Source organism: Streptomyces sp. NPDC088197 (assembly GCF_044741185.1).
Taxonomy (GTDB): Bacteria; Actinomycetota; Actinomycetes; order Streptomycetales; family Streptomycetaceae; genus Actinacidiphila.
On sequence record NZ_JBIUSD010000007.1, the window covers coordinates 395,622 to 413,497 of the forward strand.

Sequence of the window (17,876 nt, forward strand, 5' to 3'; positions counted from 1 at the left end):
TCGATCACTGTGCGGAACCATGCGGGAACACCCGGAAATCCCAGGAACCGTCCTGTCGGAATCCCGTGGTCCCCAGCCTGTGGAATGAACACAACTACGCGCGTAGAGTGCCATTTCCACGATACGTTCACGCGATATCTTCACCCCACCCGCCCTGCCGCTCCGAGCCTTTCCCCCCAGGAGAGTGCGTCATCAACGCGTCCACGAGTCCACCCGCCGCCCCGGCCCCCGGCCGGTCCGCCGCGCCGCCCGCCGTCGAGCTGCGCGGCATCACCAAGCGGTTCCCCGGCGTCGTCGCCAACCACGACATCGACATCACTGTGCGCAGCGGCACCGTGCACGCCCTCGTGGGCGAGAACGGCGCCGGCAAGTCCACCCTGATGAAGATCCTCTACGGCATGCAGAAGCCCGACGAGGGCACCATCGCCATCGACGGCGAGGTGGTGACGCTCGGCGACCCCGGCGACGCCATCGCCCGCGGGATCGGCATGGTGCACCAGCACTTCATGCTCGCCGACAACCTCACCGTGCTGGAGAACACCGTCCTCGGCAGCGAGGGCCTGCACGGCATCGGCGGCAGGGCCCGCGCCCGGATCAAGGAGCTGTCCGACGCCTACGGCCTCGGCGTACGCCCCGACGTCCTGGTCGAGGACCTGGGCGTCGCCGACCGGCAGCGGGTGGAGATCCTCAAGGTCCTCTACCGCGGCGCCCGCACGCTGATCCTGGACGAGCCGACCGCCGTCCTGGTGCCGCAGGAGGTCGACGCGCTCTTCGAGAACCTGCGCGGACTGAAGGCCGAGGGCCTGACCGTCATCTTCATCTCGCACAAGCTCGGCGAGGTGCTGTCGGTCGCCGACGTCATCACCGTCATCCGGCGCGGCACCACCGTCGGCGAGGCGGACCCGGGGACCACCACGGCCAAGCAGCTCGCCGAGCTGATGGTCGGCAGCGAACTGCCCTCGCCCGAGACCCGCGAGTCGACCGTCACCACCGAGCCGATGCTCACCGTGGACGGGCTGCGGCTGGGCACCGTCGACCTCGACGGCATCGAGCGCAAGGTGCTCGACGACATCTCCTTCACCATCCACAAGGGCGAGATCCTCGGCATCGCGGGCGTCGAGGGCAACGGCCAGGCCGAACTGGTCGAGGCCATCATGGGCATGCGGGAGCTGGACTCCGGCGGCCTCGTGCTCGACGGCCGCGACATCGCCCACGTGCCGACCCGCAAGCGGCGCGAGGACGGCATCGGCTACATCCCCGAGGACCGGCACCGGCACGGCCTGCTGCTGGAAGCGCCGCTGTGGGAGAACCGCATCCTCGGCCATGTCACCGAGCGCCCCAACAGCCGCGGCTTCCTGATCGACTCCGGCGCCGCCCGCCGCGACACCGAGCGGATCGTCAAGGAGTACGACGTCCGTACCCCCGGCATCGAGGTCACCGCGGCCTCGCTGTCCGGCGGCAACCAGCAGAAGCTGATCGTCGGCCGCGAGATGAGCCACCTGCCCAAGCTGCTGATCGCCGCGCACCCCACCCGGGGCGTGGACGTCGGCGCGCAGGCGCAGATCTGGGACCAGATCCGTGAGGCCCGCCGCGAGGGTCTGGCGGTGCTGCTGATCTCCGCCGACCTCGACGAGCTGATCGGCCTGTCCGACACTCTGCGCGTCATGTACCGGGGACGGCTCGTCGCCGACGCCGACCCCGCCACCATCACCCCGGAAGAGCTGGGATCCGCGATGACCGGTGCCGCCAGCGGCCATCTCGAACACGGGGCCGGGACCGACACCTCGGCCGTCTCAGAGGACCGGCCCAAGAAGCTCGGGGGAGAGGACCGATGAAGAAGTTCGACAAGGACCGGCTGGCCCTGGGCGTCGCCGCCCCCGTGCTCGCCGTCGTCGGCGCGCTGGTGGTCACCGCCCTGGTGCTGCTGGCCACCGGCAAGGAGCCGTTCCACGCGTTCGACGTGATGGTGAACTACGGCAGCAAGACCGATAGCCAGGTCTACATCCTCAACAAGGCGACCACGTACTACCTCGCGGGTCTCGCGGTGGCGGTCGGCTTCCGGATGAACCTGTTCAACATCGGTGTGGACGGCCAGTACCGGCTCGCGGCCTTCTTCGCCGCCGCCGCGGGCGGCGCGATGTCGATCCCCGGCATCATCCAGATCCCGGTCATCATCCTCACCGCCATGGTCGTCGGCGCGCTGTGGGCGGCCATCGCGGGTGTCCTCAAGGTGACCCGGGGGGTCAGCGAGGTCATCTCCACGATCATGCTGAACTCCCTCGCGGGCATCGTGATCGGCTACTTCCTGCGCGACGGACGGCTCGGCGTCACCGACAAAGCGGCGAACATGATCTCCACCAAGCCGCTGCCGTCCTCCAGCCACCTGTTCAACTTCACCACCTCCACCGACCCGGTCTTCGGCTTCATCGTCTTCGCGGTGCTGGCCGGTGTCATCTACTGGTTCGTGCTCTCGCGCACCCGCTTCGGCTTCGACCTGCGCGCGGTCGGCCGCTCGGAGTCCGCCGCCGAGGCCAGCGGCGTCAGCGTCAAGAAGATGGTCGTCACCAGCATGCTGATCTCCGGCGCGATGGCCGGACTCGTCGGCATGCCGACCCTGCTCAACCAGTCGTACGAGTACGGCACGGACTTCCCGACCGGTATTGGCTTCACCGGTATCGCGGTCGCCCTGCTCGGCCGCAACAACCCGATCGGCATCGGCATCGGCGCCCTGCTCTGGGCCTTCCTGGAGCGGGCCTCCAACGGCCTGGAGTTCGAGGGGTACGACAAGGAGATCGTCGGCGTCATCCAGGGCGTCATCGTCCTGGCCGTCGTCATCGCCTACGAACTGGTCCGCCGCTACGGCATCACCCGCCAGCAGCGCCAGGTGGGCGCGGAACTCGCCGCGGCGTCCGGTCCGGGCAACGGAACAGGCCCCGGCACCGGCAACGGTTCAGGTAACGGCACCGGCAACGGCACCGGCAATGGCACCGGCAATGGCCCCGACTCCGGCCCCGACGACAAGCAGGAGGTGACGGCGTGACTGCCACCGCTACCCAGACCCCGCCGCCGGCCGCGCCGCGCGTGACCAACGGCGGCAAGGCGCCCCGGCTCAAGATCACCTTCCCGGTGATCCTGCTGATGATCGCCGCCGCGCTGATCGTCGTCTCCCTGGTCCGGATCATCACCGGCGCGAACGACATCACCTCCGACGGCCAGATCGCCGGAGCGCTCGCCGGCGCCGTACCGATCGGCCTGGCAGGACTCGCCGGCCTGTGGTCCGAGCGGGCCGGTGTGGTCAACATCGGCCTCGAGGGCATGATGATCCTCGGCGCCTTCTTCGGCGCGGCGGTGGGCTGGCAGACCGACCCGTGGCTCGCTGTCCTGGCCGGTGTGCTCGGCGGCGCGGCGGGCGGCCTCGTGCACGCGATCGTCACCGTCACCTTCGGCGTCGACCACATCATCGCCGGTGTCGCCATGAACATCCTCGCCACCGGCGTCACCGCGTACCTCGCCAAGCGCTGGTTCACCGTCGGCGAGGCGGCCTCCAAGGGCGGCAGCCCCAAGCAGTCCCCGCCGATGGACTCCATCAAGTCCTTCACCGTGCCCGGACTCTCGCACTGGCTGGCCACCGTCGAGAACCACCACTGGTTCCTGATCTCCGACGTGGCGGGCATCCTCGGCGGCCTGGTCACGCACATCTCGTCGCTGACCATCCTCACGCTGGTGCTCTTCGTCGCCACCTTCTTCGTGCTGTGGCGCACCGCCTTCGGCCTGCGGCTGCGGTCCTGCGGCGAGAACCCGGTCGCCGCCGAATCCCTCGGCGTCAACGTGTACTTCTACAAGTACATGGCCGTCATCGTCTCCGGCGGCCTCGCCGGACTCGGCGGCGTCTTCCTCGCCATCGGCACGCACTTCTACCTCGCGGGCCAGACCGGCGGACGCGGCTACATCGGTCTCGCCGCCATGATCTTCGGCAACTGGCGCCCCGGCGGACTCGCCATGGGCGCGGGCCTGTTCGGATACGCCGACAGCCTCCAGCTCCGCAACGGCAGCTCCTCCGTGCACGCCCTGCTGCTCCTGCTCGCGCTGCTGCTGCTGGCCATGGCCGCCTGGAAGTTCTTCCGCAAGTCCTACGTGCCCGCCGCCGTCGCCCTGGGCTTCGCCGTCCTGCTGGCCGTCTGGTACGCGCTGACCGACTCCGTCCCCGACGAGGTCGTCCAGGCCACGCCGTACGTCGCCACGCTGCTCGTCATGGGCCTGTCCGCACAGCGGCTGCGCATGCCGAAGGCGGACGGGGTCCCGTACCGGAAGGGGGAGGGCGGATGACGCCTCCCGTCACCGACCCGGCCGCCGTCGACTGGGACCGCCTGCGGTCCGCCGCCCGGGAGATCATGGAGAAGGCGTACGCGCCCTACTCCGGTTTCCCGGTCGGCGCCGCGGCGCTGGCCGTCGCCGACGACGGCACGGTCCGTACGGTCGTCGGCTGCAACGTCGAGAACGCCGCGTACGGGGTCGCGCTGTGCGCCGAGTGCGGGCTGGTCTCGGCGCTGCACGCCTCGGGCGGCGGCAGACTGACCGCCTTCACCTGCTCCGACCTGCGCGGCAACCTGTTGATGCCGTGCGGGCGGTGCCGCCAACTGCTGTGGGAGAACGGCGGGCCCGGCCTGCTGGTCGACACCGCGGGCGGCATCCGGCCGATGAGTGAGATCCTGCCGGACGCGTTCGGCCCGGAAGACCTGAACCGCTGACGCGGTTGAACCGCCAGACCGCTAGGACTATTCGTGGACGTCATTTCCGTCATCCGTACCAAGCGGGACCGCCAGAGGCTGAGCGACGACCAGATCGACTGGGTCATCGACGCCTACACGCGCGGTGCCGTCGCCGACGAGCAGATGTCGGCGCTCGCCATGGCCATCCTGCTCAACGGCATGGACCGCGCCGAGATCGCCCGCTGGACCGCCGCGATGATCAACTCCGGTGAGCGGATGGACTTCTCGGCGCTCACCCGCCCCACCGCGGACAAGCACTCCACCGGCGGCGTCGGCGACAAGATCACGCTGCCGCTGGCCCCGCTGGTCGCCGCGTGCGGCGCCGCCGTCCCGCAGCTCTCCGGGCGCGGCCTCGGCCACACCGGGGGCACCCTCGACAAGCTCGAATCCATCCCGGGCTGGCGCGCCTCGATCTCCAACGAGGAGATGCTGGCCGTCCTGGACGACGTCGGCGCCGTCATCTGCGCCGCCGGGGACGGGCTCGCGCCCGCCGACAAGAAGCTGTACGCGCTGCGCGACGTGACCGGGACGGTCGAGGCCATCCCGCTGATCGCCTCCTCGATCATGTCCAAGAAGATCGCCGAGGGCACCGGGTCGCTCGTGCTCGACGTCAAGGTCGGCTCCGGCGCCTTCATGAAGTCCCTTGAGGACGCACGGGAGTTGGCGTCCACCATGGTCGGGCTCGGCACCGACCACGGCGTCCGCACGGTCGCCCTGCTCACCGACATGTCCGTACCCCTCGGGCTCACCGCGGGCAACGCGCTCGAAGTCCGCGAATCCGTCGAGGTGCTGGCCGGTGGCGGCCCCGCCGATGTCGTCGAGCTGACCCTGGCGCTCGCCCGCGAGATGCTGGCCGCCGCCGGGCTTCCCGACGCCGACCCCGCCAAGGCGCTCGCCGACGGCTCCGCCATGGACGTCTGGCGCCGCATGATCCGCGCCCAGGGCGGTGACCCTTCCGCTCCGCTCCCGGTGGCCCGCGAAACCCTCGTCGTCCCCGCGCCCGCCTCCGGCGTCCTCACCTCCCTCGACGCCTACGCCGTCGGCGTCGCCGCCTGGCGGCTCGGCGCCGGCCGCGCCCGCAAGGAGGACTCCGTCCAGGCGGGGGCCGGGGTCCAACTCCACGCCAAACCGGGCGACTCCGTCGTAGCGGGCCAGCCCCTCCTGACCCTCCACACCGACACGCCGGAAAAGTTCCCGTACGCGGAGGAAGCCCTCGACGGCTCCTTCTCCGTTGCCCCGGAGGGTGCCTCCTTCTCCCCCCGCCCGATCATCCTCGACCGCATCGTCTAGGCCCCGGCGCCGGGCCCGCTGCCTTTGCGCAGGGCCTGGCCTTTAGAGGCGCCGGGGGCGCGGTGCCTTTGCGCAGGGCCTGTTTTTTAGGGGCGCGGGGGGCGCGGTGCCTTTGCGCAGGGCCTGGCCTTTAGGGGCGCGGGGAACTGCGCGACAAGCCACGACGTGCGTGCACGTCACCACCCGCCCCAGCGGGGCAATTCGGTTGTCCCCGGACCACCGGCCCGGTGGGGGCTGGCCGCGCAGTTCCTCCCCCAGCTACCGCTGGGAGGTGCCCCCAGCGCATTAAAGGATCGGCCCACCGCCCTGGGTGGAAGGGGCGTCGGGGCCGCGCCCCGTAGAGGATCGGCTCACCGCCCCGGATGGGCTCCCCGGGGATGTGTCAGGATCGGCGGATGGTGGGGATGAGGACGTGGGCGGTGGCGGCGGCGGCCGCAACGGTGTTGGCGGTGGGCGGGTGCGGGACGGACGGGGGGTCCGAGGCGGCCGTGGGGCTGCCGACGGACGCGGCACCCCCCGCGCCGGCGCCGGTGGTGACGGAACCGCCGTGTCCGGAGGGCGGCCTGGCCGTCACCGGTGAGGAACCGGACGCCGCGATGGGCCTGCGGGCGATGGCCGTCTACGTGACGAACTGCGGGAAGTCGCCGCGCACCGTGGAGGGTTACCCGCGGACGTATGTTCTGGACAAGGCGCGCGAGCGCCTGAAGGTGACGGTCCATCAGGGCTTGTCGATCACGACCGGCATCGACGACCCGGCCCCGACACGTATCGAACTGCGGCCGGGACAGCGGGCGTTGACAGTGCTGGTGTGGCGCAACACGGTGACGGACAGCACGGTGGCGGCGAGCACGGGCGAATACCTGGAGATCACGCCGGTCAAGGACGCCCCTCCCCAACGCGTCACGATGATGGTCGACTTGGGCACCACCGGAAAGCTGGACGTCACGGCGTGGCGGCGCCCGGCCGCCTGAGCGCGAGGCCCGCGACGAGCCCGACGGCGCCGACGGTCGCCAGCGCGAGCGACACCGTCGCGCCCCACCCCCCGGCGTGGAACGCGCCGGCGCCGAGCGTGCCGCCGAGGCTGTTGCCGATGTAGTACGCGGTCAGGTAGAGCGCGGACGCCTGCGCGCGGCCCGTGAGGGCCGTCCGGCTGACCGCGCCGGAGGCGGCCGAGTGGCCGGTGAAGAAACCGGCCGTGACCAGGACGAGCCCGAGCAGGATCAGCGCCAGGGACCCGGACAGGGTGAGCAGCAGCCCGGCGGCGCACAGTACGGCGGCGACGGTGAAGGCGCCGCGCAGGCCCGTACGGGCGAGGAGCGCGCCGGACGCGGCGGAGGCGGCCGTACCGACGAGGTAGACGAGGAAGATCGCGCCGACGGCGGTCTGGGAGAGGCCGAAGGGCGCGGCGGTCAGCCGGTAGCCGAGGACGGTGTAGACGGCGCCGAAGACCGCCATGAAGAGCAGGCCGATCGCGTAGAGGCCGCGCAGCAGCGGGTCGCCGAGGTGCCCGGTGACCGTGCGCCACAGCGCGGCCGGACGCACGGGTCCCGGCGTGAAGTGCCGGGCGGGCGGCACGAGCAGCCGGAAGGCGACCGCGCAGGCCAGCGCCGACAGGCCGACGGCGAAGAGCGCGGCGCGCCAGCCGAACGCCTCGGAGAGGACCCCGCCGACGACGCGCGAGCTCATGCCGCCGATGGAGTTGCCCGCCACGTACAGGCCGATCGCGGAGGGGACGGCGGCCGGGTGGACCTCCTCGGCGAGATACGCCATCGCGGTCGCGGGCAGCCCGGCGAGCGCCACGCCCTGCACGGCGCGCAGCGCGACGAGGACGGCCGGGTTGGGCGCGAAGGGCACGGCGAGGGCGAGCAGCGAGGCGGCGAAGACGGAGGCCGTCATCACCGGCGTACGGCCGTACTTCTCGCTGAGGGCGCTGACCGGCAGGAGCGCGACGGCCAGCGCGGCCGTCGTCGCCGAGACGGTGAGGCTGGCCCGCGCGGGGCTCAGCGACAGGCCGGAGGACAGGGCGGGCAGCAGCGCCTGCGTGGAGTAGAGCAGGGCGAAGGTGGCCAGTCCCGCGGCGAACAGCGCGAGGTTGGCGCGGCGGTAGCCGGGGGAGCCGGGGCGGAGCCGGTCATCGGCCGTGGTGGCGGCCTGCGTTCGGGCTCGGGCGTTCGCGCGGGTCGCGGCGACCGCCCCGGTATCGGCGGGTGACATGTCACGACCGTAGGGGCGTCCACATTTATGCGTCCAATGCACAGATCGTGCATGATTGATGCACTGGTGCATGAGCGCAGGTGGAGGGGGCATATACGGTGGCCGACACAGCCGGTACGGGGCCGGACCCGGAGTCCTGGGGCGCGCTGCTGGCACCGCGCCTCGCGCAGTTCGCGGCCGTGGCGCGACACGAGCATGTGACGCGCGCGGCCCAGGAGTTGGGCATGCCGCAGTCGACGCTCAGCCGCGCGCTGGCCCGCCTCGAAGCCGATCTCGGTGTCGCCCTCTTCGCCCGCCACGGCCGCGCCGTCCGCCTCACCCGCGCCGGGGTCACCTTCCGCGCCGCCGCCGAGCGGGCGCTCGCCGAGGTGGAACGGTCCGCCGAGTCCGTACGCCTCGACGCCGATCCCGACAGCGGGCGGGTCGCCTTCGGGTTCCTCCACACGCTCGGGCCCGAGACCGTCCCCTCCCTCCTGCGCGCCTTCCGCGCCGAGTATCCGCGCGTCCGCTTCCAGCTCGTGCAGACGTACGGCGAGGCCATGCTGGAACGCCTGCGGCTGGGCGAACTCGACCTCTGCCTGACGTCCCCGCCGCCGGACGAGGCGGGTCTCGTCGTCCGCAAACTCGACGAGCAGCGGCTGCGGCTCGTCGTCCCCGCCGGGCACCGGCTGGCCGGCCGCAAGCGCGTGCGGCTCGCCGAGGCCGCCGCCGAGGCGTTCGTCACGCTCGAACCGGGCTACGGGCTGCGGCGCATCACCGACGCCTTGTGCGCCGAGGCCGGGTTCACGCCGAGGGTCGCCTTCGAGGGCGAGGAGGCCGAGACGCTTCGGGGGCTGGTCGCCGCCGGGCTCGGCGTCGCCGTCCTTCCCCCGCCGGCCGTGCCCCGGCCCGGCGTCGTCGAACTCGACCTCACCGGGCGACGTGCCGTCCGCGAGATCGGTCTCGCCTGGCTCGACGGTGCCCCGGCCCCGCCCCCGGTCGCCGCTTTCCGTGCTTTCCTGCTCGCCCAGACGGGCACCCTTCTGCCGGCCTGAGCCGGTCTCCTGCGGAGGGCGAAGCCCGACGTCTTTGGGGCGCGGCCCCTGTACGGTTCCTTGGCGTGGGACGCCAGCCCATGTTTTTAGGGGCGCGGGGAACCGCGCGCTCAGCCACGACGGCGGCGCGGGTAAACAACCGCCCCAGTGGGGCAGACGCTGTGTGTTTCGCGACCACCGGCCGGTGGTGGGCTGGCCGCGCAGTTCCCCGCGCCCCTAAAAGCACGTGGCTGGCGTCCGGGCGAAAGGTGGTGCGGCCCGGTGGGGGGGCGACCTCCCCGGGGGGCGGGTCAGACGCGGAGGGACTTGCCGAAGCCGGAGGCCAGGGGCATGCGGAGGCCGAGGGGCGGCGGAGCCGCGAGCGCGTCGGCGATGGGCCGGGCGTGGGGCCGGTCGAGAAGGGAGCCGAGGACGAAATCGGAGGTGAGGGCGAAGACCTCGCTGCGGTGCTGGTGGAGGCCGTGACCGTCGGAGTGCACCTCGAAGCGGCAGGTGTCGCGGTTGACCTTCTTGAGGCGTTCGGCGAAGCCGTAGGAGATGTCGGGCGCGGTGGACTCGTCCTCGGTGCCGTGGACGAGCAGCACGCGCCGCCCGATGAGCTGCTTGACCGGCTCGGGCTCGGCACCGCGCGGCAGCCACGGAGAGAGCGCGACGACGGAGGTCACGGCGGGGTGACCGGCGGCGTGGAGGGCGGCCCGCGCGCCCATGTCCATGCCGACGAGGCAGACGGGCACGTCACCGTAGCGCCGTACGGCCTCGCCGACCGCCCACTCGGCGTCCTCCGCCGGATGCGCGTGCCCGCCGTTCCAGCCGCGGAAGCGGTAGTGCACGACGTGCGCGGCCACCCCGTCGGCGGCCCCCTCGCGGACGAGATGGCGGGCCAGCGGCCACATGACGGCCGCCGCCACCGGGGAGCGGCGCCGGGTGCTCAGCGCGTCACCGCCGGGCAGGGCGAGCACGACGGCGCGCACCGCGGCGCCGGTATCGTGTTCGCGCTGCCTCGGCGCGGGCACCAGCCCGGACGGCACCGGGCGGCCCAGTCGTGCGCCACGCGCCGGTAATGCTTGGGAAGCCATGGCGCAACGATGGCAGACGCAGGGGTGTGCACTGTATGGCCGGGCGGAAAATTGTTGTGCGCAGCGCGATATCTACGCGCGTAGGGGCTATCGTTTGAGCATGCAGAACCCCAAACCGAGCACTCCCACCCCGGAACAGATCCGCCGCGCCCCCAAGGCGCTGCTCCACGACCACCTCGACGGCGGCCTGCGCCCCGGCACGATCGTGGACATCGCGCGCGCGACCGGTTACGACGCGCTGCCCGAGACCGATCCGGACAAGCTCGGCGCGTGGTTCCGCGAGGCCGCCGACTCCGGTTCGCTGGAGCGGTATCTGGAGACGTTCGCGCACACCTGCGCCGTGATGCAGACGCGGGACGCGCTGGTACGGGTCGCCGCCGAGTGCGCGCAGGACCTGGCGGCCGACGGCGTGGTCTACGCCGAGATCCGGTACGCGCCCGAGCAGCACCTGGAGCGCGGCCTGACCCTCGAAGAGGTCGTCGAGGCGGTCAACGAGGGCTTCAGGGAAGGCGAGCGCCGGGCGCGCGAGGACGGCCACCGGATTCGCGTCGGCGCGCTGCTGACCGCGATGCGGCATGCCGCCCGCTCCCAGGAGATCGCCGAACTGGCCAACCGCTACCGGGACCTGGGCGTCGTCGGCTTCGACATCGCGGGCGCCGAGGCCGGTTACCCGCCCACCCGGCACCTGGACGCCTTCGAGTACCTGAAGCGCGAGAACAACCACTTCACGATCCACGCGGGCGAGGCGTTCGGCCTGCCGTCCATCTGGCAGGCGCTCCAGTGGTGCGGCGCCGACCGGCTCGGGCACGGCGTGCGGATCATCGACGACATCTCCTCCGACGGGCGCGGCGACCAGGTCAAGCTCGGCCGCCTGGCGTCGTACGTGCGCGACAAGCGCGTGCCGCTGGAGATGTGCCCCACCTCCAACCTCCAGACCGGCGCGGCCAGCTCGTACGCCGAGCACCCGATCGGTCTGCTGCGGCGGCTGCACTTCCGGGTCACCGTGAACACCGACAACCGGCTGATGTCCGGCACCAGCATGAGTCAGGAGTTCGAGCACCTCGTGGAGGCGTTCGACTACACCCTCGATGACATGCAGTGGTTTACCGTCAATGCGATGAAATCAGCGTTCATCCCTTTCGATGAACGTCTGGCCATGATCAATGAGGTGATCAAGCCGGGGTACGCGGAGCTGAAGGCCGAGTGGCTGTTCCGGCAGTCGGCCGCCGCACCGACCCTGGCCAGCGATTCCGTGCCCGACGAGGGCTGACGGAACACCTTCACGGCGCGGCCGGCCCGAGGGGTGACGGCCGCGCCACGCCGTTTGCACGGCCGGTCAACATCTGACTACGTTCCGAAGTCATGCAGACCCGTACCCAGAAGACCCTCGCCACCACCGTGCTCGGCCTCGCCTTCGCCGCCGCCGCGGCGGGCACCGCCTCCGCGGCCTCCCTCCCGGCCCTGCCGATCACCGACCAGGCCGGTTCGCTGCTCGGCCACGCCGGTTCGCCCACCGTGCTCGACGGGACTCCGGTCGGCACCGCCGCCAAGCTCCTGCCCGGCGCCGCCGACAGCGCCAACGGCGCGCAGCAGGCGCTGACCAACGGCACCTCCGCGCTCCCCGGCAACCCGGGCAAGCTGCTGCCCTCCGGCAACCAGGTCAGCCCGGCGAACGGCCTCCTCGGCGGCCTCCCGGTCGGCGGTCTCACCGGCAAGTAGGCCGCGGACACGTCGGCGCGTCTCCACGTACGCACGTAGGCACGTCGGCACGGAGCAAGCAGGCAGGCACCGGCCGGAGTACGTACCGCCTCCGCGCGTACCGCCTCGGTACGTCGGCCGACCGGTCAGACCCCCACGGGCCGCGCCCCCGCCGAGCGATCCTCGGCAGGGGGCGCGGCCCGCTTGCGTGCCTCGCGCCTGCGCAGCGCGCGCCGCGCGGGCGGCACCACCAGGAGGTGCGCCAGCGCCACGCCCGCCGTGTTGAGCAGCAGCGCGTCCACGTCGAAGAGCTGGCCCGGCACCATCGTCTGAAGGAATTCCAGGGTCAGCGACACCATCAGCGAGGCGAAGACCGTCCGCGCGAAGGACGCGAAGCCCGAGGTGCGGACCCGGCCGCCCGCCATCGGCAGCAGCACGCCCAGCGGCGCGAGCAGACCCAGGCCCTCGGCGATCCGCCGGGCCGCCTCGCCCGCGCTCATCGCCAGGTCGGCGCGGATCGTGCCGAACGGCCGCAGATTCGGCGCGGGCACCCACGTCACGTAATGCGGACGCAGCAGCAGCCAGGCGACGAAAGCGAGGTACGCGGCGGTGAGCAGCAGCCCGGCCGCGCGCACCCTGAAACTGGAGCCTTCGTGCCGCACGCCCTCCAAGACGCGGCTTCACCCCACCGCGGTTCCCGCGCTGTCCGCGGCGTCCGGGCGGGTCCGCAGGTCGGGCGTGCAGGCGTAGCGGCGCGGCTTGCTGTCGGGGTCGTCGCCGCCGAGCACCACACCGCCGTCGCCGGTGACCGACGGGTCGTCGACGAGCGTGCAGACGATCTGCGCGAGCGCGAACGACGGCAGCTCGTCCACCGGCTGGTTCAGCCGCAGCGCGTTCTCGGGATCGCCCTTGAACGGCCCCAGGATCTCCAGGCTGCCCGGCACCTCGGTGGAGAAACCGGCCTGCGCCTCGGCCGACAGCGGGCTGCGCTGCAACTGCGCGACCAGCTCCCTGACCTGCGTCAGCCGGTCGATCCTGCCAGGCCGCAGCGTCACGTTCCGCTTGACCGGCGTGGTCTGCATGCTGCACACCAGATACACCTGGCGTACGACGGTGTCCGTCTCCGGCGCCTTGCCGTCGCGCGGCACCGCGCACGACACCCGCGACGGCGCGGGCCCCGCGTCCACCGGGACCGTGGTCGACCGGATGCCGCAGCCGCCGATCAGCGGCAGCGCGGCGAGCAGGACGACGGCCAGCACCTTGCGTGGCGCATGTCTCATCCGGCCGAGGCTCATCGGGCGGCGTCTCATCGAGCGGTGGTTCATCAGGCCGTATCTCGTCGGGCCGTATCTCGTCGGGCGGTGTCTCGTCGGGCGGTATTTCGTCGGGCGGTGTCTCATCGCGCGTCACCGCCGGGCCCCTGCGACGTGCCCGTGGTGCCCGAGCCGTTCGCGCCCCCGTCGCCGTCCGCGTCGTCCTCGTCCTCGTCGGTGCGCGGCCTGACCGGCAGCCGCAGCGTGAAGACCGCGCCGCCGTCCGGGGAGTTGGCCGCCGTGATGTCGCCGCCGTGGATGTGCGCGTTCTCCATCGCGATCGACAGGCCGAGACCGCTGCCCTCGGAGCGGGCGCGCGAGGCGTCGGCCTTGTAGAAGCGGTCGAAGACATGCGGGAGTACGTCCTCGGGGATGCCGGGGCCGTGGTCGGAGACCGCGATGACGACGTCGCCGTCCGCGCCCCCCTCCCTGCGTAGGCTGACCCGGACCGGGGAACCGCCGTGCTTGAGCGCGTTCCCGATCAGATTCGCCATGATCACATCCAGCCGTCGCGGGTCCAGGGTGGCCAGCAGGCCGCGCGGCGCGTCCAGTTCGACCGAGTCGACCCACGCCCTGGCGTCCATGCAGGCCATCACCATGTCCGCGACGTCGACCTCGTCGACCCGCAGCTTCGCGGTGCCCGCGTCGAAGCGGGTGACCTCCATCAACGTCTCCACCAACTCGTTCAGCCGCCGCGTCTCGCTGACCACCAGCCGTACCGCCGGGGCGATCATCGGGTCCAGCGCCTCCGCCTCGTCCTCCAGCACATCGGTGACCGCCGTGATGGCCGTCAGCGGGGTGCGCAACTCGTGCGACATGTCGGCCACGAAGCGGCGGCTGGCCGCCTCCCGCGCGCTCAACTCCTCGACGCGGCTCTCCAACGCCTCGGCCGCGCTGTTGAACGTCCGTGACATCTCGGCGAGTTCGTCGGTGCCCGACACCTTCAGCCGGGTGTCCAGGTGGCCTTCGCCGAGCCGCTGCGCCGCCTCACCGAGCCGCCGCACCGGACGCAGGACGGTCGAGCCCGCAGCCTGGGCGAGCAGCGCGGCGCCCACCAGAGCGAGCAGGGTCGCGATCCCCAGCGACCAGGCGAGGGAGTTGAGGTCCTTGCGCTCCGCGTCCAGCGACTTGAGCATGTAGCCGGTCGCGCCGTCGTCGTTGATCCGCGCGCCCGCCACCAGATACGGGCGGCCCTGCAACGAGATCCGCATCCACCGCAGGTGGTAGCGGTTGTGGTCCTTGGCGTCCGGGGTGTTGACCGCCCGCTGCAACTGCGCGGGCACGTCGTCCAGCGTGAACACGTCCCGGTTGGAGGGCGCGGCGCACGGCGCGTTGTCCCGCGTCGTGTCGATCAGCACCACCTGGTACGTGTCGGGTCCGCCGATCCGGCCCGCCGCGGTGTTCAGCGACTCGCAGGTCGGCGAGACCGGCAGCGAGGCGGCGTTGCGCTGCAAGGAGTCACGGAAGTCGTTCAGCGCGCTGTTCTGCGCGCGGGTCAGCACCGCGTCGCGGTTGAGCCAGTACGCGATGCCGGAGACGGAGACGGCGGCCGTGAGCGCGACGGCCGCGAAGACCGCGACCAGGCGCAGCCGCAGACTCGTCCAACGCACCATGCCGGGCGACCAGTTCCAGCCCCGGTCGCGTTCCTGGCCGGTGGCGGAGCCGGTACCGGTGCCGGTGGCGGTGACGGTGGCGGTGCCGTCGGAACCGCCGTCGTCCGAAGGGCCGTTGTCGGTCGGGCCGCTCTCAGAGGGGTCGTCGTGCCGATCCTGCCGGTCGTGCCGATCCTGCCCGCCGTGCCCGCCGTGCCCGTCGCCGAACCGCGATGTCACTGGGGCGTGTCCAGGCGGTAGCCCACGCCTCTGACCGTACGGATCAGGGTCGGTGACGACGGCACGTCCTCGATCTTGGCGCGCAGCCGCTGCACACACGCGTCGACGAGACGCGAGTCACCGAGGTAGTCGTGCTCCCACACCAGACGCAGCAACTGCTGCCGGGACAGCGCCTGTCCCGGCCTGCGGCTCAGTTCGAGCAGCAGGCGCAGCTCGGTCGGTGTGAGCTGAAGGTCCTCGCCGTCCTTCGTCACCGTCATGGCACTGCGGTCGATGACGATCGCGCCGAAGGCCGCGGAGTCGGTGCTGTCCCGCTCGCCGCGCCGCAGCACCGCCCGGATGCGGGCGTCGAGCACCCGCGGCTGCACCGGCTTGATCACGTAGTCGTCGGCCCCGGACTCCAGCCCCACCACCACGTCGATGTCGTCGCTGCGCGCGGTGAGCAGGATGATCGGGAGCTGGTCGGTACGGCGGATGCGCCGGCACACCTCGAACCCGTCGATCCCCGGCAGCATCACGTCCAGCACGATCAGGTCGGGGCGCTGCTCCTTGAGCAGCTTCAGGCCGTCCTCGCCCGTCGCAGCGGCCACCACGCGGTGACCCTGACGGGACAGGCCGAGTTCGAGGCCCGTACGGATGGCGTCGTCATCCTCGATAAGCAACAGGAAAGGCACGCCGGTCATTGTTGCCTAACGACGGCGTCCGCATGAAGTGCGGGGACCTTCCGCCCTGACATGACCCTGTCCGCGTGACCTGCTCGTGACCTGCTGACCGGCGGTGCCGCACCCGGGCCGACCGGTCGGTCACGCGGCGCGCGGCCTCTGTGACGGGCCTGTGACACTCGGCGGACAGCGTCATGAAACTGGCCCGGCAGTCTGTTGTCACATCGGAAGAGCGCACGCCGTACCGGATGCGACGCCGAAGACCACGCATCAGGTTCCAACGACGGGGGCGGGACATGAACACACTGCACATCACCACCGACACCGCGGTTCATGCGACGCACACGCACTCGGCGCACTCCACGGGGACCTGCGCCGTCCGCACCACGGAGAAGTCCGGCGCCGCGAACGGACGGGGGTACGTACGCGGCGCCGTACGCGGCACCTCGTACCCGACGAGCGCCCGGCACCGCCCGCCGTTCATGGCGGCGGTCGACAGCGGCGCCGAGCACCAGGCGAAGCCCGTACCGTCCGCGACCACCGCCGACCAGCCGTCCGGCACCTTCGACGGCGCCGCCGCCCGCACCCCGGCGCGGGCCGAGGCCGAAGCGGCCTTCACCGCCTACGTCCAGGAGCGCCGCGCGTCGCTCTACGCGACCGCGTACCACCTCACCGGGGACCGCTTCGCGGCCGAGGACCTGCTCCAGAGCGCCCTGTTCTCCACCTACCGGGCCTGGGACCGGATCAGCGACAAGGCGGCCGTCGGCGGCTACCTGCGGCGCACCATGACCAATCTGCACATCAGCGCCTGGCGGCGGCGCAAGCTCAGCGAGTACCCGACGGAGGAGCTGCCCGAGACGGTCGGCGACACCGACGAGATGGGCGGCACCGAACTGCGCGCCGTCCTGTGGCAGGCGCTCGCCCGGCTGCCCGAGCAGCAGCGCACCATGCTCGTGCTCCGCTACTACGAGGGCCGCACCGACCCCGAGATCGCCGACATCCTCGGGATCAGCGTCGGCACCGTCAAGAGCAGCATCTGGCGCTCCCTGCGCCGCATGCGCGACGACGAGGCCCTGAGCTTCGGCCGCGACGAGGAGGACGCCTTCGGCGAACTGGTCGCCTGAGGGCCGTCCGAGGCCCAGCTCAAGGCCAAGGATTTCCACACGCCGGTACGGGGGCCGGTCGGGGGGACACGGGGGAGCAGGGGGGGTACGGGGGAGCAGGGCCGGACGGCCAGGGGAATGCCGTCCGGCCCTGTCGTACGTCCACTGCCGTACAGCTCTACAGCTTTGCGGCTTTATAGCTCTACGGCGTTACGCCTCGGCCGGGACGCGGGGCAGCGGGGGCGCGGGGGTGACGGCCGCGGCGATACGTTCCAGCGCCTCGTCACGGCCGCAGGGGTGGCAGCCGAGAGCGGTCTGACGGGCCACGATCGCGCGTTCCGCGCGCATGAGGTTCCAGCCCCTGCGGACCAGGAACGGCACCGACTTCCGCGCCTCGCGCAGATCCCGTACGAAACGCCGGCGCGCCGTCGTCGTCGGGCGTCCGCGCAGGCACAGCGCGTCCGCGAGCAGCCCCAGCTCCCGGCAGCGCCCGGCGATCTCGGCGGCGAAGATGCCTTCGGCGACGAAGACGGGCGCTCCGCCGAGGTCGAGGCGGGTACGGCCGGTGACCGAACTCGTCGCGATGTCGTAGACCGGGGTGTCGGCGGCGCCGTCCGCGCAGAGCGCGGCCACGGCCGCGAGCGCCGCGTCCGCGTTCCACGAACCCGGGGCGTCCCAGTCGGTGCCCGCGCCGCTGGGCAGGGCGGGCAGCGTCGGGTCGTCGCACGCCTTGTAGAAGTCGTCGAGGGCCAGCACCGGCAGTCCGGCACGGGTGGCGAGGGACGATTTGCCGGACCCCGAGGGGCCGGTCAGCAGGATCACACGGGAGCGAAGCGACACCGGGGATGAACTCACGGAGAACAATTGTCCCGTATCCCCGGCCGG

Annotated in this window: 17 protein-coding genes; 10 read left to right on the plus strand and 7 right to left on the minus strand. The window is 72.0% G+C overall.

The annotated features are described in order from the left end of the window. Positions 1-134 precede the first annotated feature (134 nt). The 6 genes from ACIOC1_RS20075 (at position 135) to ACIOC1_RS20100 (ending at position 7,030) form a co-directional block, all read left to right on the plus strand. Positions 135-1,835 carry an ABC transporter ATP-binding protein gene (locus ACIOC1_RS20075; protein ID WP_401855802.1) on the plus strand — a complete coding sequence of 567 codons (1,701 nt, stop codon included), beginning with the start codon at positions 135-137 and terminating at the stop codon, positions 1,833-1,835. Continuing rightward, the gene (locus ACIOC1_RS20080) at positions 1,832-3,040 is read left to right on the plus strand and encodes an ABC transporter permease (protein ID WP_401855710.1); all 1,209 of its coding nucleotides are present in this window, start codon (positions 1,832-1,834) and stop codon (positions 3,038-3,040) included. Before ACIOC1_RS20075 ends, ACIOC1_RS20080 begins: the two co-directional genes overlap by 4 nt. Then, a complete protein-coding gene (locus ACIOC1_RS20085; RefSeq protein WP_401309434.1) occupies positions 3,037-4,326 on the plus strand; it encodes an ABC transporter permease in 1,290 nt (429 codons plus the stop codon). The genes ACIOC1_RS20080 and ACIOC1_RS20085 overlap by 4 nt, the downstream gene beginning before the upstream one ends. Next, a complete protein-coding gene (locus ACIOC1_RS20090) occupies positions 4,323-4,748 on the plus strand; it encodes a cytidine deaminase (RefSeq protein ID WP_355336894.1) in 426 nt (141 codons plus the stop codon). The genes ACIOC1_RS20085 and ACIOC1_RS20090 overlap by 4 nt, the downstream gene beginning before the upstream one ends. 33 nt (positions 4,749-4,781) lie before the next feature. Further along, positions 4,782-6,059 (plus strand): thymidine phosphorylase, encoded by a 1,278-nt coding sequence (locus ACIOC1_RS20095; protein WP_401855715.1) that lies wholly within the window; start codon positions 4,782-4,784, stop codon positions 6,057-6,059. Between the two features lie 533 nt (positions 6,060-6,592). Then, a complete protein-coding gene (locus ACIOC1_RS20100) occupies positions 6,593-7,030 on the plus strand; it encodes a DUF4232 domain-containing protein (protein WP_355336896.1) in 438 nt (145 codons plus the stop codon). On the opposite strand, the gene ACIOC1_RS20105 is transcribed toward ACIOC1_RS20100, so the two are convergent. Next, a complete protein-coding gene (locus ACIOC1_RS20105; RefSeq protein WP_401855718.1) occupies positions 7,002-8,273 on the minus strand; it encodes an MFS transporter in 1,272 nt (423 codons plus the stop codon). The genes ACIOC1_RS20100 and ACIOC1_RS20105 overlap by 29 nt on opposite strands. Positions 8,274-8,371: 98 nt before the next feature. On the opposite strand from ACIOC1_RS20105, the gene ACIOC1_RS20110 reads away from it, so the two are divergent. Further along, positions 8,372-9,307: a LysR family transcriptional regulator gene (locus ACIOC1_RS20110; protein WP_355336898.1), complete on the plus strand. Its 936-nt coding sequence runs from the start codon at positions 8,372-8,374 to the stop codon at positions 9,305-9,307. Between the two features lie 290 nt (positions 9,308-9,597). Here the strand turns inward: ACIOC1_RS20110 and ACIOC1_RS20115 are convergent, their stop codons facing one another. Beyond that, a complete protein-coding gene (locus ACIOC1_RS20115; protein WP_401855721.1) occupies positions 9,598-10,383 on the minus strand; it encodes an alpha/beta hydrolase in 786 nt (261 codons plus the stop codon). 100 nt (positions 10,384-10,483) lie between these two features. Here ACIOC1_RS20115 and ACIOC1_RS20120 point away from each other — a divergent pair, with 100 nt between their 5' ends. Together ACIOC1_RS20120 and ACIOC1_RS20125 are read left to right on the plus strand one after the other, a co-directional pair. Beyond that, positions 10,484-11,653 (plus strand): adenosine deaminase, encoded by a 1,170-nt coding sequence (locus tag ACIOC1_RS20120; RefSeq protein ID WP_355336900.1) that lies wholly within the window; start codon positions 10,484-10,486, stop codon positions 11,651-11,653. Positions 11,654-11,745: 92 nt separating this feature from the next. Continuing rightward, a complete protein-coding gene (locus ACIOC1_RS20125) occupies positions 11,746-12,102 on the plus strand; it encodes an ATP-binding protein (RefSeq protein ID WP_355336901.1) in 357 nt (118 codons plus the stop codon). Positions 12,103-12,227: 125 nt separating this feature from the next. Here ACIOC1_RS20125 and ACIOC1_RS20130 read toward each other — a convergent pair whose 3' ends face one another. The 4 genes from ACIOC1_RS20130 to ACIOC1_RS20145 form a co-directional block, all read right to left on the minus strand. Then, positions 12,228-12,716: a VanZ family protein gene (locus ACIOC1_RS20130; protein ID WP_401309446.1), complete on the minus strand. Its 489-nt coding sequence runs from the start codon at positions 12,714-12,716 to the stop codon at positions 12,228-12,230. Positions 12,717-12,761: 45 nt separating this feature from the next. Further along, positions 12,762-13,361, minus strand: coding sequence for a hypothetical protein (locus tag ACIOC1_RS20135; protein WP_391050533.1), 600 nt, complete (start codon positions 13,359-13,361; stop codon positions 12,762-12,764). A 116-nt stretch (positions 13,362-13,477) separates the two neighbouring features. Then, the gene (locus tag ACIOC1_RS20140; protein WP_401855726.1) at positions 13,478-15,226 is read right to left on the minus strand and encodes an ATP-binding protein; all 1,749 of its coding nucleotides are present in this window, start codon (positions 15,224-15,226) and stop codon (positions 13,478-13,480) included. Continuing rightward, positions 15,223-15,900: a response regulator gene (locus ACIOC1_RS20145; RefSeq protein WP_188279231.1), complete on the minus strand. Its 678-nt coding sequence runs from the start codon at positions 15,898-15,900 to the stop codon at positions 15,223-15,225. The genes ACIOC1_RS20140 and ACIOC1_RS20145 overlap by 4 nt, the downstream gene beginning before the upstream one ends. Positions 15,901-16,184: 284 nt before the next feature. On the opposite strand from ACIOC1_RS20145, the gene ACIOC1_RS20150 reads away from it, so the two are divergent. Beyond that, the gene (locus tag ACIOC1_RS20150) at positions 16,185-17,012 is read left to right on the plus strand and encodes a SigE family RNA polymerase sigma factor (protein ID WP_391163304.1); all 828 of its coding nucleotides are present in this window, start codon (positions 16,185-16,187) and stop codon (positions 17,010-17,012) included. A gap of 189 nt (positions 17,013-17,201) precedes the next feature. On the opposite strand, the gene ACIOC1_RS20155 is transcribed toward ACIOC1_RS20150, so the two are convergent. Next, on the minus strand, positions 17,202-17,846 hold the full coding sequence (locus tag ACIOC1_RS20155; RefSeq protein WP_391050535.1) for an ATP-binding protein: 645 nt from the start codon (positions 17,844-17,846) through the stop codon (positions 17,202-17,204). Positions 17,847-17,876: the final 30 nt, after the last annotated feature.

What these genes read in the sequence shown, in the direction of transcription:
- ACIOC1_RS20115 (WP_401855721.1), bottom strand. Translation starts at nt 10,383, where the DNA reads ATGGCTTCCCAAGCATTACCGGCGCGTGGCGCACGACTGGGCCGCCCG.
- ACIOC1_RS20150 (WP_391163304.1), top strand. Translation starts at nt 16,185, where the DNA reads ATGAACACACTGCACATCACCACCGACACCGCGGTTCATGCGACGCAC.
- ACIOC1_RS20125 (WP_355336901.1), top strand. Translation starts at nt 11,746, where the DNA reads ATGCAGACCCGTACCCAGAAGACCCTCGCCACCACCGTGCTCGGCCTC.
- ACIOC1_RS20105 (WP_401855718.1), bottom strand. Translation starts at nt 8,273, where the DNA reads ATGTCACCCGCCGATACCGGGGCGGTCGCCGCGACCCGCGCGAACGCC.
- ACIOC1_RS20135 (WP_391050533.1), bottom strand. Translation starts at nt 13,361, where the DNA reads ATGAGACATGCGCCACGCAAGGTGCTGGCCGTCGTCCTGCTCGCCGCG.
- ACIOC1_RS20120 (WP_355336900.1), top strand. Translation starts at nt 10,484, where the DNA reads ATGCAGAACCCCAAACCGAGCACTCCCACCCCGGAACAGATCCGCCGC.
- ACIOC1_RS20090 (WP_355336894.1), top strand. Translation starts at nt 4,323, where the DNA reads ATGACGCCTCCCGTCACCGACCCGGCCGCCGTCGACTGGGACCGCCTG.
- ACIOC1_RS20080 (WP_401855710.1), top strand. Translation starts at nt 1,832, where the DNA reads ATGAAGAAGTTCGACAAGGACCGGCTGGCCCTGGGCGTCGCCGCCCCC.